At 45.0% G+C, this 13,402-nt stretch carries 14 protein-coding genes; 8 read left to right on the forward strand and 6 right to left on the reverse strand.

Features of this window, described 5'->3' with window-relative positions:
* Positions 1 to 199: 199 nt before the first annotated feature.
* Both QUA16_RS28435 and QUA16_RS28440 read left to right on the forward strand, forming a co-directional pair.
* Positions 200 to 391: an NAD(P)H dehydrogenase subunit NdhS gene (locus QUA16_RS28435; protein WP_333107595.1), complete on the forward strand. Its 192-nt coding sequence runs from the start codon at positions 200 to 202 to the stop codon at positions 389 to 391.
* A gap of 170 nt (positions 392 to 561) precedes the next feature.
* A complete protein-coding gene (locus QUA16_RS28440; RefSeq protein WP_333107596.1) occupies positions 562 to 1,230 on the forward strand; it encodes an HAS-barrel domain-containing protein in 669 nt (222 codons plus the stop codon).
* An 8-nt stretch (positions 1,231 to 1,238) separates the two neighbouring features.
* Here QUA16_RS28440 and QUA16_RS28445 read toward each other — a convergent pair whose 3' ends face one another.
* From QUA16_RS28445 to QUA16_RS28455, 3 genes are all read right to left on the reverse strand, one after another.
* Positions 1,239 to 1,469, reverse strand: coding sequence for a DUF7336 domain-containing protein (locus tag QUA16_RS28445; RefSeq protein WP_333107598.1), 231 nt, complete (start codon positions 1,467 to 1,469; stop codon positions 1,239 to 1,241).
* 183 nt (positions 1,470 to 1,652) lie between these two features.
* Positions 1,653 to 2,195: a hypothetical protein gene (locus QUA16_RS28450; RefSeq protein ID WP_333107599.1), complete on the reverse strand. Its 543-nt coding sequence runs from the start codon at positions 2,193 to 2,195 to the stop codon at positions 1,653 to 1,655.
* Positions 2,196 to 2,342: 147 nt separating this feature from the next.
* Complete coding sequence (locus QUA16_RS28455) at positions 2,343 to 2,531, reverse strand: peptide ABC transporter substrate-binding protein (RefSeq protein ID WP_333107600.1); 189 nt, start codon at positions 2,529 to 2,531, stop codon at positions 2,343 to 2,345.
* Positions 2,532 to 2,824: 293 nt separating this feature from the next.
* Here QUA16_RS28455 and QUA16_RS28460 point away from each other — a divergent pair, with 293 nt between their 5' ends.
* From QUA16_RS28460 to QUA16_RS28470, 3 genes are all read left to right on the forward strand, one after another.
* Positions 2,825 to 3,061 carry a helix-turn-helix domain-containing protein gene (locus tag QUA16_RS28460; RefSeq protein ID WP_015175931.1) on the forward strand — a complete coding sequence of 79 codons (237 nt, stop codon included), beginning with the start codon at positions 2,825 to 2,827 and terminating at the stop codon, positions 3,059 to 3,061.
* Positions 3,062 to 3,160: 99 nt separating this feature from the next.
* A complete protein-coding gene (locus tag QUA16_RS28465; RefSeq protein WP_333107601.1) occupies positions 3,161 to 3,466 on the forward strand; it encodes a Rieske (2Fe-2S) protein in 306 nt (101 codons plus the stop codon).
* A 61-nt stretch (positions 3,467 to 3,527) separates the two neighbouring features.
* Positions 3,528 to 4,010 carry a cupin domain-containing protein gene (locus QUA16_RS28470; protein ID WP_333107602.1) on the forward strand — a complete coding sequence of 161 codons (483 nt, stop codon included), beginning with the start codon at positions 3,528 to 3,530 and terminating at the stop codon, positions 4,008 to 4,010.
* A 329-nt stretch (positions 4,011 to 4,339) separates the two neighbouring features.
* On the opposite strand, the gene QUA16_RS28475 is transcribed toward QUA16_RS28470, so the two are convergent.
* A complete protein-coding gene (locus QUA16_RS28475) occupies positions 4,340 to 7,240 on the reverse strand; it encodes a TIGR02921 family PEP-CTERM protein (RefSeq protein ID WP_333107603.1) in 2,901 nt (966 codons plus the stop codon).
* Complete coding sequence (xrtO, locus tag QUA16_RS28480) at positions 7,218 to 8,825, reverse strand: exosortase O (protein WP_333107604.1); 1,608 nt, start codon at positions 8,823 to 8,825, stop codon at positions 7,218 to 7,220. The genes QUA16_RS28475 and xrtO overlap by 23 nt, the downstream gene beginning before the upstream one ends.
* A gap of 127 nt (positions 8,826 to 8,952) precedes the next feature.
* Here xrtO and smpB point away from each other — a divergent pair, with 127 nt between their 5' ends.
* The 3 genes from smpB (at position 8,953) to QUA16_RS28495 (ending at position 11,301) form a co-directional block, all read left to right on the forward strand.
* Positions 8,953 to 9,420, forward strand: a complete 468-nt coding sequence (gene smpB, locus QUA16_RS28485; protein WP_006631384.1) for an SsrA-binding protein SmpB — start codon at positions 8,953 to 8,955, stop codon at positions 9,418 to 9,420.
* A 937-nt stretch (positions 9,421 to 10,357) separates the two neighbouring features.
* Positions 10,358 to 11,074, forward strand: coding sequence for a tetratricopeptide repeat protein (locus tag QUA16_RS28490; RefSeq protein WP_333107605.1), 717 nt, complete (start codon positions 10,358 to 10,360; stop codon positions 11,072 to 11,074).
* Complete coding sequence (locus tag QUA16_RS28495) at positions 11,071 to 11,301, forward strand: Osc7112_2153 family protein (protein ID WP_333107606.1); 231 nt, start codon at positions 11,071 to 11,073, stop codon at positions 11,299 to 11,301. Before QUA16_RS28490 ends, QUA16_RS28495 begins: the two co-directional genes overlap by 4 nt.
* 436 nt (positions 11,302 to 11,737) lie before the next feature.
* On the opposite strand, the gene QUA16_RS28500 is transcribed toward QUA16_RS28495, so the two are convergent.
* The gene (locus QUA16_RS28500; RefSeq protein WP_333107608.1) at positions 11,738 to 13,201 is read right to left on the reverse strand and encodes an IctB family putative bicarbonate transporter; all 1,464 of its coding nucleotides are present in this window, start codon (positions 13,199 to 13,201) and stop codon (positions 11,738 to 11,740) included.
* Positions 13,202 to 13,402: the final 201 nt, after the last annotated feature.

Below are 13,402 nucleotides of genomic sequence, written 5' to 3' on the forward strand. Positions count from 1 at the left end.
AGGCATCTTGCCTGTTGAGTGTGTGGAACAGGCATCTTGCCTGTTTAGTGTGTGGAACAGGCAAGATGCCTGTTGAGTGTGTGGAACAGGCATCTTGCCTGTTTAGTGTGTGGAACAGGCAAGATGCCTGTTTTAGCATCAAGTCTCGATCGCCAAGAAAAGGTAAACTATAACCAGCAAACATAACATTGAAACAATTATGATTTTTCCAGGTTCGGCAGTTCGAGTTAAAGATAAGGGTGAGATTTACTACGCCTTTCAAGGACAAGTCCAGCGAGTTACCGACGGGAAAGTCGCGGTACTGTTTGAAGGTGGCAATTGGGACAAGCTGATTACGTTCCGCGTGTCACAGTTGGAACTTGTGGATGCTACGGCTGGTCGCGCGAAATAGTTCAGTTGTCAGTTGTCAGTTGACAGTTGTCAGTTGTAATTAGTTATTAGTTATTGTTTATTAGTAGCTACTTACAAATAATAATAAATAACAACCAACTGCCAATAACCAACTGCCAACTGTCAACAACCAACAACCAACTGCCAATAACCAACTGCCAACTGACTAATATGCGTTTACCTTTACCCCAATTTGCTACAAAAGAGCGCCATCCAGATCGCATTGCTGAGGTAATCGAGACGGCAACTTCGGAGTTTTTGGCTCAATGTTTGGAACCGGAAGACTTAAGCTTTCCCGTGATGCCGCCTTTTGGGAGTTGGGTGAAGGCTGAGGATGAAGAGTCGAAAAATCAAATTTACGGCGTGGTTTATTACGCTACGACTAGCCCGATCGACTCCGTGCACAGAGCTCGCGCTTTGGGTTTGTCGCTGGAAGAGTTGCGGGAAGAACAACCGCAGATTTTTGCGATGCTCAAAACCGAGTTTCGAGTGGCGATTGTGGGGTTTGAGACGGCGCCGGAAAGGTTGAACGGTCACGGCCCCTCTAGGGGTAAAATTTATCAGTATTTGCCGCCGCGCCCGCCACAAATTCACCAGGCGGTTTATCGCTGCGAACCCGATGAGGTGATTGATTTTACCGTGCAGTTGGATTTTTTGAGGACGCTGCTGGGGGTGGCTAATGCGCCGGTGGATGCGCTGACGGCGGCGGCGATTCGTGAGATTTATCAGTTGCGGATGCGCGATCGATCTTGGTTGGTGGAAGCGGGGAGGAGTTTGAGTGTTTTGTTGAAGGATGATTACGACAGGTTGAGGGTGATTTTGACTCAGATTCATCCGTAGGGTAAAGGTTAAGAATCAGAATAATAAACAGTGACATAGCCGTCGATCCAGTGGTCTTTATCTAAGGGATAACAGCTTATATGAAAGCCTTCTGGAGCATCTATAAAACCGGGTTGGGAGAGCATTCTTGCCTTAGCAGCTTCGGCTAATGTTTTAGTCGAATAAATACCGATAATTTTTAAGTCTTCGCGGTCATCTCCCAATTCATGGACGTGCTCAAGAATAAAGACATTAACCATTTTATGAAAATCCTTTCACAATCGCTCTTTAGGTTGATTATAGTACAATACGGTTCAGTTAGTGCTAAAAAAACCGATCGTGCGTAGGTTGGGCCCGTGGAACGAACCCTCCGTTTCACTCCGCCCAACATTTCCGCTACAATTTTCCTTAACTGAACCGTATTGGATTATAGTACATAGCATTCATTCCAACCAGGCATCTAAATCTAATGTAAAGTGATGGGTATTTTGCAGTAAAAAAGAGCGACCTTGTTTAACTAAATTGCCTTGACAAATAACCGGAATTCTGGCTTGATAAGCTTTGACTGCCAGTTCGTAGACTGGTTCTGCTAGTTCTAACTGAATGCGCCGCAGCTTGCCAACAATAACGCCCGTCAAAGTTAATTTTCCTGCTGATAATCCTTCTTGCAAGTTGGTAACTATGCCTTGAATGGTAATGTTAGGAACTGATGTCAAGAGATTGCTGAGAATTTCGAGCTGGGAACGATTTTCAGCAATTTCTAGGGTTTGTAAAACTTCAGCCATCCGGCGGGGAAAGTCTAAAAATTCTGGTTTTAATGGTAGCAGAATCTCTAACTCTTCTGAGGTTTCGCTGTGGCGATTCCAGAGAGAAGCTTTATCGTCAATTTGTCGCACTTCTTGCCAGCAATGCGTTTCGAGGTAAGTACGCACAATTTCTGGCTGTAGATTTTTGAGAATTTCGGGATCTCGAACGGTGACTATCATAGGGTTTCGCCTGCTTCTATTAGCTGCATGAGGGTGGTAAGAGCTTTTACATTAAGGAAGAAACGATCGCACTTAATTTAAAATGCGATCGCCCCCTTCAGTTTTGCAGAACACTGCGTCTGATGTAAAAGAGCATTTTTGCCCAATTTAATCTAAAGAAACATAGCGAATCAAACTCCGCATGAGCTTGCCGATAGTCGGGGCAGGTAAAATCTGCGACCATTCTTGAACTGCTGCAAAACGACGCAAGTAGAGTGCGCTAACAATTTTATCGATTCCCTTCTGGGAGCCAATCACCAGGATCAGCACAGGTTCCCGGTCTGGTTCAGCAGGCACAGGATTTGGCTCCGATGTCGGCGATGTCGGGATTTCGTTGATAAGTAGTAGGACACAATTAATTACACAAAAATTTGGGCTACAAGCCTTGTCTAGTAAAGAATCAGCAAAAAATCAGTGTGTAATTAATTCTGTCCAATTACTTATCTGTGGAAACAAAAAGCTGTGTTTGAGTCATTGCGGTCGATCTCCTCGATCTTATAGGTGCTAATTGTCAACTGATCGCAGTGTAGCGCATTAGATGACAATCAGCAACGTTTACAGGAGGGTTACTCTCTGACACAATCGGGAGCATGGGAAGAGCAGGTAAAGCCCTCAAAAAAATATTAGAGGCATACGATATCAGTCAATATCAATTGGCGGCAAAGATGGAAATTGATCGCTCAAACGTTAGCCGTTGGGTGAGTGAAGAACGAGATCCATCCGCTGAGGCGGTATTTGCGATTAAGCAAGCGTTGCAGACATTCAATCGGGAGGCTGCTGATGAATTCGTGAGGTTGTACCTGGGAAATGGCGAGGAAAACGGTTAGGTTATCAGGTGTGGAGAGTGTCGCACCGATCGCCCTTGCTGCATTCAAGGGCGATCGCCCATTAATTTGCAATAATTTATTTAAAGCGAGAAAGATTATATGTGGGTAGAGGTAACAGCGCTAAATCAAGTTCCCGAATGGGGTGTGTTGAAGGTAAAAGTTGACGAAAATTCAGTGATTTTGAATCGTCAAGGCATGAATGTTACTTGTTACCGCAATGCTTGCACTCATTTAGAATACCCGATCGACATGGGTAAGGTAAGCAGCGGTATCATTACCTGTCCGTTTCATAAGTATCAGTACAAATTAGATACTGGTAAATGTTTGAATGCACCAAGCGATGCCCTGGAATCTTATCCGGTAAAGATTGAGGGCGATCGCGTTTTTGTCGAGATAGATGAGTGATGATTCATGGATCAAATCCCCACTAGGCATGGAAAAACTAGAGATTGGAACAAAAAAGACTATGAAAAAATTAGGTTTGCGTTTTTCTGTGATGATGATGGTTGGCTTGGGAACAGTGACGATGGCGAGAAGTCAGCAAACACCACCACCGAGCAATAGCTATACTCAAACCGTGAAGCGGGAAGTCTTAGCGAGTGGTTATCCCAGTGAGGCAGAAGGTCGAATTTTAGAATTAGTACGTTATACCATTCCTGCTGGGGCAAAACTGCCACCTCATATTCATCCAGGGATGCAAATTGAAAAAGTTGAATTGGGGACGCTCACCTATAATGTTGTCAAGGGAACCGCGAAAATTAAACGCGCCAATGGTAAAGAAGAAACCCTAGACGCGGGCCAAACTACTCGTCTGATGGTGGGAGATTCTTTAGTTGAGCCAGGGGGCATGGTGCATTACGGTCAAAATGAAACAGAGGATCTGGTGATTCTGATTTCCGCTTCTCTGTTGGATTCTCAGAAACCGAAAGCAATTTTGATCGAGCCTTAATCGACTTTACTGGTGCTTGGTGGTGGCGGCTTAAAGTTTTGAATAAGCATCGGGGGTTAATCTGGTTTCCGAGTAATTAACCACAATCAGATTTGATCGAGGGTGCGGACTGAAGTCCCAACGATCGAAACGTTTTTGTTATGGTAATCGACCGGATATGATATCAGATATTCTCACGGCGGGTGCAGGTTTTCTTGCAGAAGTCGGTTTACTCCTTACCAGGCTCTGCCTGGTAATGCAGATTCGGAGGCTCTGCTTGGTTAATCGTTGACTGGTTCCCAAGCAAATCGCCTGGGAAGGAGTTAATTAACTTTCAAGCATCGGACTTTTCAACCTACCATTTTCGCGCGCCGCTGGCGGAGAAAAATCACCAAAAGCCCGATCGCACCTACCGTCAACAGTAGCCATTCTTCCGGTTCAGGAACCCCCGAAACATTCAGAGGATTATTCGGCTTACTCAACTCCTCCTTACCGGATTCTACCTCTCTGTCAAATCGATCGCTCTTAGCTTCTGCAGCTTTTAGTTGATCCCTTTGCGCGTCATTAACTAACACAATCATCGAAGAATAAGGCGTCACCACTTTGAAATTTTTAGCTACTGCGTGCATCGCATCCAGTTGTGTTAATTGACTTGAACTTTTCTGCTTGCTAAGTGCAGTTATCAACTGCCGCGCAGCTATGGGTTTAAACCCTTCATTTCCGGCATTTTTAGACTCTGCGACAGCCGCCGATTTTGCGTTTTTTTTCGACTGCGGGGTTTTGGCATAACTCCAAACATAGCCGTCAACAACATTAACTGTAGATTCGCCCGAAGCTGCTGTCGTTGCTACTCGCTGCATCGCCTCTTTCATATCTGTAGAAACTCCGCCACCGCTATCTTGAATAGCCTTCAATGTTGCGTCGTCGTAGCCGGGGGGCAAACCTCCCAAATGCACTGTCCATAGGGGTGCAGAGATGGAAAGTTTAAGTTTGCGATCGTCCGATAATTCGTAACTGTGGCGATCGCTCACCAAAAATACAGTATCGTAACTTTTATCGCCCCGCAACTGTGCAAACTGTTGCAGCATATCTTTGAGCTGGATGGTACCGTAAAATGTCACCTTTGTCGCATCTAAATTGCGTACATCTTCCACAAACTTAGGTGGCATTCCCGCAGCGCTGGCGACATACAAATCAACAGTATTTTTGCCTGCTGCATTAGCTTTCAACCATTCAAAAGTCTCTTTTACTTCCTTATTTCCCGCCGCCATGCTGCGAGAAGTATCGAGAATAACTGCAAATTTCTTGCCTTGGGGTAACGAGTAATTTGCATCAGCCAACGGCTTAGCAGAAATGATATTTCCTCCCGGTAGAACCGCCTGCTGCGCGGTTAGCGGTTGCTGTGCGACTGCGGGCAAAAAGGGTGGCAGCCAAGTTTCTCTTGCTTCTTTACCGCTGTATTTTACCTCTTTCCCGGCGATCGTGCGGCGAGTATTTTGGTTCCAAAAAATGTTGCGTTTCTCAGCCAAAACAGGCATAGCCCAACCCTGCGGCTGTCGCATGACTTTGTAAGTAAGCCACAGGTGCATTTCGGTTGGCCCTTCAGTTAGCGTGAATTCTCTTTTAGCCGGGATTGGAAAAGCCCGCAAACGGTATTGTTTGGGGCCAATTTGTTCTAGCAAAGCCGGATCGACTCTTTCTCTCACCTGTTGGTTGTAGACTTGCTGGGCGGCACCTCTAGGCGATACCGTAAATACAAAACGTTTGTTTAAATCGCCAGTATCTCCCAGCCAAACTCCTGTAACTGCGGCGCTTTCCGGCAGGGAAAAGTAGTAGAATACTTCTTGCAAGTTCGGCGTTTGATTTTTGTAAACTTCGTAGAGTTGAACGTCTGCCCAATCGCCGTTTTCTTTGACTGTCACTTCTTGCGACTGCAACCACACTTTTTCCTCATTGACATTCAGCAAACCGGCTTTTGCTTCTTCGCGATTTGATGTTGACTGAACCGCGTGTTTTACTGCTTCGGTGTCGCCTTTTTGCAGTTCCGTATCGAAGAATGCGCCGTAGAGTTTTTCGGCTTTTTCTACATCCGCACTAGAGCCTTGATACAAAAACGGCGACATTAAAAAATTATAGCTGTTCTGCAAGGTTTGAGCCGCTCCGTCAGGGAAAATCCAAATATTTTTGTATATCTCATAAATGTGGTTATTTTCTCCTACCGTGCTGAGGTAGCGGTAAGGGGACAAATAAGCGTTAACTAAGCCGGATCGAATCATATCAGACTTGGCTAATAAAGTTTGGCGAACCGTGTCATTTGCGGGGGGAGTCGCCAGCATTTTCATTACTGCAACTTGTGGCTGCTGCTGCAAAGCGGAGAAAATAGCCAGCCAAGCTGCTATGACTCCCAAACTTCCGATTAGCGCTTTATTTTTCCCGTATTGTGCAGCAAAACTCTGCCATATTTTCCGCCCGGAATGAATGTAGAGAAAGCCGTACAGCGAAGGCATGACAACGAACAAGCTACAGGTTAAACCAAACAATATAAACGATAGCGGTATCCAAATTAAAGCCGAGGCCCAGTCCCCGTATTTAAACATCTCCAGAAATGGTGAAACCCATGTAAACTTGAAAAATTGAATGACGACAAAGAAGAATCCATAAAGTGTATACAATGCCACAGGTACAGCGTAATAAATCAGCAAGGTTGCCGCCCAAATGCCAACTACTACCATTAAACTGTGACATCCTAATTGCAGCCACGCACTTCGCTTTTCTCCGATCAACCTGAAAAAACGAGGCTGTTTATTATGGGAATTCTGGGAATCGAAAATATTTTGAACATTTTCTCTTTTACCCAGATATCCGTACAGCATTTCCACTGAAAAGGCTGCAATGCACAAAGCAATAGTAGCGATGATTTGAGAACTAGCTGGAGTGAGTTCTCGTAGCAGGAACAAGCGGAGCAAACACAGCAAAAATAGCGGTGCTTCTACGCCGTAAAACCAACGCATTAGCTGTAGGGGTTGCTTGCCAAAACGCCTAGCTCCTATTACTGTACATACAGTGGGTACTGCGATCGTAGCTGCCATCGTCAAAGAAAACTCTAGCGGGATGATGCCATCGATTGTCGCATGAATTAATGGCACTCCTATAATAGGCAAAATTCCCAAGTAAACAATCGATAAAAATGTCAAATTCCAGACCCAAAAAATTGTTTTAAAAATTCCATCAAATACCTGTTTGATTTTCATTTATTTCTCCTTGTAAGCTTTGTTTAACGGTAGTGTATACATTACTCGCAAACTCTTTTACTTCCTGATTTTCGGCTTGTAACGAACTGTCAAATAAAATGGAAACTAGCACCCAATTGTGATTTTTGTGGGTGAGGTCGCTGCCGATACGGGACATGAAGTTATCTGTAGTTAGCTGTGCAGATTGCAGCCAGTATGCTGCTGATAATTGGTTGTTTTTGAGAGACAGCCAGCGCGCTGTTACTGAAGGAGTTAGCTGTTTTATTTCTATGCCATTGACGGGAATTCCGCTGGCTACAAAACACAACTCGGGGGCGTGATAAGTTTGCCAGGATGTGCTCGCTACTGTGAGCATGGAACCGCGCAAGTTGCCTGACACAAATCTCTTTTTCTCTGTTTGAGTGCCGGGGTAATTCCCAAAGAATTTTTGTTCGCTGGGATTCAGCGGGATTGATTCGGATACAATCGGGGCGGGAAATTTCAGGGGGGCGATCGCTAATTTTTCACTTTCTACATGATACAATTGAGAGATTGCACCCAAAACAGACACCGCCACAATTAGTCCGGGTTTTGCCAAAGGCTGATTTTTGAGTATTTCTAAATTTCGTTGCGAGTTAAAATCAATATCTTTTGTTTCTTGAAATTTCGGTACTTTTTGCAGCATCAACCAACTTAAGAAGCAAGCGCAGATTAAACCCACAATTCCTAGCGGTACGTGCAGCATTGGTGCATAGGTTGGCTGTTGGAAAACTTGGGCAACCAGCACTAGCACGGCAACCCGCAAAGCGTTGGCAGAGACCAACATTAAGAAGTTCGCAGCGCATACTGCCAGCCATTTTAAACTCAATTTACGGCTTTCCAGCCAGGTGGCAGCCAGCAAAAAGAGCGTTCCCACTAAGAGGGTTTTAATGCCGCTACAAGGCACGTCCACGTGAGCGATTCCGTTTTCCAAAACGATAATATCGTAAGAAGAAATAGCCCCAATGTGCAGCAGAGAAAGCAACTGTTCTACTACCTGAGCAGTGAGCACTCGCGCCGGCAAACCTAATCCGCTATTAAACTGACTATTAAATGGTAAAATACAAGCCAGCAAGCCCGCAACTGGCAAGTTTTTTTGCCAAAAGTTCTGCTCTACCAATAAGCCGCACAGCCCGTAAGTCCCGAGGATAAATAGCAGGACAGTAAGTTGTTTGATATCAATTATGTACTGAAGGGCGATCGAGCAAATACCCGCACCCAACATCAATAGCAGCGGATCTCGCCTCAAAACGAAATTGGGTGAAAATCCCGGCGGGCGATCCTCTTCGTTGGCGTAGCCCCCGTAGGGGCGGGCTGCGCTAACGGAGTTCCCAATCGATCGCACTACTAATGCTACAATCAGAAAGCCAATTACTATTTTATATAGTGTGGGTATCTCAACAAACGAGGATAACAGCCACTTAACAGCCGAGATATTGGCCCAAAACCAAGCAAGCGCCAGCAAAAAAGGAGCCAGCCAAACCAAATTAACCGCAGGATGAGGAGTAACAGAATCTGGAATTGCAGAATCAGTGATATTGGTGCGCTGCATGATACCGCTTGACATTCACGTTGGTGACATCTTAGCTCAGCCAATTTGGTAATGTCCAGACCGATTATTTAAGTTTTGTCAAGCTTCGATTTTCTCTACAGAGAAGCTAGCGTTATAATAATTAATTTTATCGGAGGTAAAAATGAGCGAAAAAAGCCCAGGATACAAAATTGTTAGCGATAACCGACAAGCGCGCCATCTCTATGAAATTATAGAGACATACCAAGTGGGAATCGAGTTGAAGGGAACCGAAGTCAAATCAATTCGGGAAGGAAAAGCAAATTTGCGCGACGGATATGGCTTAGTTCGGAACGGGGAACTGTGGCTGATCAACGTTCACATTTCGCCTTGGAGAAGTGCTAGCAACTATTTTAATCACGAACCCCGCCGCACACGTAAATTGCTGATGCACAAACAGGAAATTCGCAAATTAATTGGCAAAGTGGAAGAAAAAGGGTTGACTTTAGTGCCGTTAAAAATGTATTTGAAAGGCGGCTGGGTAAAACTGGATATCGGTTTGGGTAAAGGGAAAAAACTGTACGACAAGCGCGAAGATTTGAAGAAACGGGAAGACAAGCGGGATATGGAAAGAGCGATGAAGCAATTTTAGTCAGTAGTCAGTAGTCAGTAGTCAGTAGTCAGTAGTCAGTAGTCATTAGTCAGTAGTCATTAGTCATTAGTCATTAGTCAGTAGTCATTAGTCATTAGTCAGTAGTCAGTAGTCATTAGTCATTAGTCATTAGTCAGTAGTCAACAATTCCCCAGTCATTAGTCATCAATTCCCCAGTCATTAGTCAACAGTCAACAGTCAACAGTCAACAGTCAACAGTCAACAATTCCCCTGCCATCAGTCATTAGTCATTAGTCATTAGACATCTCCGAAAAATCAACTAAAATCTTTGCTACTCGAAGGTTGAAAGTTAATTTATGGAGATGTTTATTACTCAGGAGTCATTAGTGATTAATGATTGGTAATTGCTGATTAGTGATTGATTATTTTAAATCTAGTTCGGTTAATTACCCATCATAAAATTGTTTGATATCCCCCGTTGAGAATTTTGAGGGCTTTCGTGGTCACTACAAACATCATTAGAGTTGTAGCGCTTCTCAAGCGTGGTGAGGTATGGGGGCGAGTCCTATGCCAATGCCCAATGCCCAATGCGCTATGCCCTATGCCCAAGAACACCTCATGTTATTGAGAAATGCTATATCTTATCTCCTCATACAGTCGCATACTGTCGATCGCCTGACCCCTGACTAAGTATTATTACTTAGACAAGGCGAACAGTTCTACCTTCTTCCTGCTTCCCGGTTCTTTTTTCCTGAAAATATCCGGATGGCTTGTGGAGCCTCATGAATGATTAACCTATGCTCGAATACCTCTGGGTAGTGGGAACATTACCCAAGCATTCGGCTGTGGACTGACAAACTCTTATGAGAAATAGGCTCAAATATGAGTCATTTCGTAAGATTATGAAGCCATTAGGGCGGCAATTAAATCTGGCAAACAAAATATCGCTCAACTCTCAAGTTAAAAAATGCTAAAAATGACACCATTAGCTAACATTTTCAATGCCATGAAAGAGCCACCAAAAAAGCATCAGAACTCTAAGTGGGGAGCTTTCTTGCTGATGCTAGCAGTAGGCTTTGGCGGCTGGCAAATTGGGTTGCCGGAACTGGCCTCTTTTTTTAATAAGATGGCTTTTGAAAACTACAAAGCCAATCGATTGGCTGATACTCAACAAGCATATGAGTTAGCGCTCAGGGTAGATCCCAAAAGCCGAACAGCTCTTTACAATTTAGGATGGCTTTGCGAAGAGGTGCAAGATTTACAATGCGCCAGAGGAAAATATCTACAAGCTGCCAAACTCGGTCTGCCTGCTGCTTACAGCAACCTGGCTCGATTATATATAGTTGATCAAAAAAACTATCCGGCTGCGGTTCACTTCCTGTGGCAAGGTTTGAAATTAGCTGAGGACGATCAAGTAAAATATTCTTTACTCAAAAACTTGGGATGGGCTCGCCTGGAACAGGGTCGATATTCAGAGGCATTGCAACATCTGGATGCAGCGATTAAACTTGATAGTGAAGGACCAGCAACTTACTGCTTAAAAGCGCAAGTCCTAGAAAAGATGAAAAATACGAAGGAAGCGCTACCGCAGTGGAAAATTTGTCTAAAGTATGCGGATTCTCAAGAACTCGATGAGGATATATGGATAGGGATGGCACGTCAACGATTAAACGAGGAAAAAACAAATAAATGAAACGCACAGTTTTGTTTTCATCAACCATACTGGCAATTATAACGGTATTGGAGCTAAGTCAAGCCTCAACAGCACTGCCAACTCCTTCGACTGTTAAAATTACAGTTAATAAATCAGTCGAAACGCCGTTCGACTCGAATCAGTCGAGGCGACGGCGGCGGTGCATAGATAAAGATGATGATTATATGTGTCCGAGATTCATCATGCCTTCGGAGAGCGAAGAATAAGAGTTATTTTCAATAAATTTGGTAGAGTGTACCATCACCACTTTACAGCCACAGGTATGTAGTATGTAGTAGTATTATGCAGGGTGCGCGGTCCGCACCTTATAGCATTTGAGATTTGAGATTAAGAATTGAAGAATTGGAAATAACTTATGGCGATAAGGGTTTGCAGCTTGCATAAAGCTGCATTCTTTTTTTGCACTGATATAACTCTTAATTATTGCTGTATCGGCTATTGCTGGAATCCGCACCGGGCGCAGGGCTGTTTCATTCGACCTCGGGGCAAACCCTCGTGAAGAGCCCCGACATTTGAAACATCGATTTCATCATTCGTGGAGGGGGTAGGCATTCTTGGCACTACCCCTACAAAACGATGATTTCCCTGAGAATGAAACCGCCCTGTCACCGGGCGGGGTTTTATCCCCGGCAGCAATTCTATCTACTTGCCCTCCGTCAAAGCAGAATCTTGCTGCTGCGGGTGCGAGTTGCTGTAAAAACTAGCAATAATCGCCACCATCAACCACCAAAGCATATTAACTTCTGGCCGGTACCAAACTGTATCGACAAAACCGTGGGCCATCATGCCAGCTAAAGTTGCGATCGCCCCAATCAACCAAAACCCCTGATTCGATTTGAGATTTGGGATTTGAGATTGGGGATTTTGGGATTCTTCCTCTAAACTAGAGATTTTAAATTGTGAATCCCGCAGATTTTTGATCTGCAATAAACCTTGATTGACGGTGACAGTCATCAGCCACAGGAAACACATTAAACCGATAAAACCCGTTTCCACCGCAATTTCCAACAGCACGGAATAAGCGCTTAAAGCAGTGAATCTCGGCTTCATGTAAAGCGGATAAACTTTATTAAAAGCAGTGTTGCCCGGCCCAATTCCGAGAATTGGTCGATCGCGAATCATGTCAATCACCGCCGTCCAAACATTAATCCGAAAATTGTTGCTGCTGTCACCTCGGCCGATAAACATACTCGAAACTCGATCGCGCAGAGGTTCCACTAAAGCCACTCCCAAAATTAAGGCTCCAGCCAAACCTCCTAACCCTAACGGCAGCGCCCAATTTCGCCAGAACCGAGGCATCAAAGGGTTGTACCAGTACCACAGCAGCACTAAAAATACCACCAGTAGAGCCACAAAACCGATCCAAGCACCCCGGCTGTCCGTGTAGCGCAAACACGCGCAATTCACCACCAGCATCGTCAGCGCTAAAACTCTTGTTCCCCATCCTTTCCACACAAAAAGTGCGGCGGCGCTCAATGCAATGGCCGGCAGTAAATAGGAACCAAGCAAGTTAGGATTTCCCAGAAAGCTGTAAACTCGCGTGACATTGGCTTGAGTAGAAGTCGGATCGTTCCAAGTAGCTAAGGGCGGCACTTTGTCAATCCACTGCCGCACGCCGTAGAAACTGACAATTAAAGAGACGTTCAAAAATACGGCAATTAACCACGATCGCCAACGGGGCGATCGCAATATCCGAGCCATCAGCGCAAAAAACAGCAAATACAGCGTTAGCTTGCTCCAACCAGTAGCAGCGGCGACTTTCACCGGCGACATCGCCGTTGCGACGGTGGCAATGCCCCAGTACAGCAGTACCAGCAAGTGAATCGGCGTGAAGGGGATGTCGCGATCGTCCGAAACAGTCAGCAGCACCCAAAATGCAGCGCTAGCCGCCATCAACACCCCCACCAAGGCATTGTTTACAAACGGTGCCAAACCGAAAGTCAAGGCCAGCAAAACAAAACCCAAGGGTTCGGCCCACTGCATCAGCCAGCTACTCTGCCGCCAACTGCGTAAAGAGCCGATCGCCAAATTGAATAAATAACTTCTACTTTGCCACTGAGAGAGCGGCAAATTTGCCAGAGTTAACTGTTGCCAAACTGAATTCATTGCTATTTTAGATTTGTACTTAGTAATCGGGCATTGGGCATCGGGCATTGGGCATTGGGCATCGGGCATCGGGCATCGGGCATTGGGCATTGGGCATTGGGAAAAAGGTAATTGTTATTTCTAACAACTGCCAACTGCCAACTGCCAACTGCCAACTGCCAACTGCCAACTGCCAACTGCCAACTGCCAACTGTCAACTGC

Origin of the sequence: Microcoleus sp. S13_C3 (assembly GCF_036700905.1) — a bacterium.
Lineage (GTDB): Bacteria > Cyanobacteriota > Cyanobacteriia > Cyanobacteriales > Microcoleaceae > Microcoleus.

Excerpts from the sequence above, each read along its gene's own strand:
- QUA16_RS28440 (WP_333107596.1), top strand. The coding sequence starts at position 562 with ATGCGTTTACCTTTACCCCAATTTGCTACAAAAGAGCGCCATCCAGAT.
- QUA16_RS28450 (WP_333107599.1), bottom strand. The coding sequence starts at position 2,195 with ATGATAGTCACCGTTCGAGATCCCGAAATTCTCAAAAATCTACAGCCA.
- QUA16_RS28470 (WP_333107602.1), top strand. The coding sequence starts at position 3,528 with ATGAAAAAATTAGGTTTGCGTTTTTCTGTGATGATGATGGTTGGCTTG.
- QUA16_RS28495 (WP_333107606.1), top strand. The coding sequence starts at position 11,071 with ATGAAACGCACAGTTTTGTTTTCATCAACCATACTGGCAATTATAACG.
- xrtO (WP_333107604.1), bottom strand. The coding sequence starts at position 8,825 with ATGTCAAGCGGTATCATGCAGCGCACCAATATCACTGATTCTGCAATT.
- smpB (WP_006631384.1), top strand. The coding sequence starts at position 8,953 with ATGAGCGAAAAAAGCCCAGGATACAAAATTGTTAGCGATAACCGACAA.
- QUA16_RS28465 (WP_333107601.1), top strand. The coding sequence starts at position 3,161 with ATGTGGGTAGAGGTAACAGCGCTAAATCAAGTTCCCGAATGGGGTGTG.
- QUA16_RS28460 (WP_015175931.1), top strand. The coding sequence starts at position 2,825 with ATGGGAAGAGCAGGTAAAGCCCTCAAAAAAATATTAGAGGCATACGAT.
- QUA16_RS28445 (WP_333107598.1), bottom strand. The coding sequence starts at position 1,469 with ATGGTTAATGTCTTTATTCTTGAGCACGTCCATGAATTGGGAGATGAC.
- QUA16_RS28500 (WP_333107608.1), bottom strand. The coding sequence starts at position 13,201 with ATGAATTCAGTTTGGCAACAGTTAACTCTGGCAAATTTGCCGCTCTCT.
- QUA16_RS28435 (WP_333107595.1), top strand. The coding sequence starts at position 200 with ATGATTTTTCCAGGTTCGGCAGTTCGAGTTAAAGATAAGGGTGAGATT.
- QUA16_RS28490 (WP_333107605.1), top strand. The coding sequence starts at position 10,358 with ATGACACCATTAGCTAACATTTTCAATGCCATGAAAGAGCCACCAAAA.
- QUA16_RS28475 (WP_333107603.1), bottom strand. The coding sequence starts at position 7,240 with ATGAAAATCAAACAGGTATTTGATGGAATTTTTAAAACAATTTTTTGG.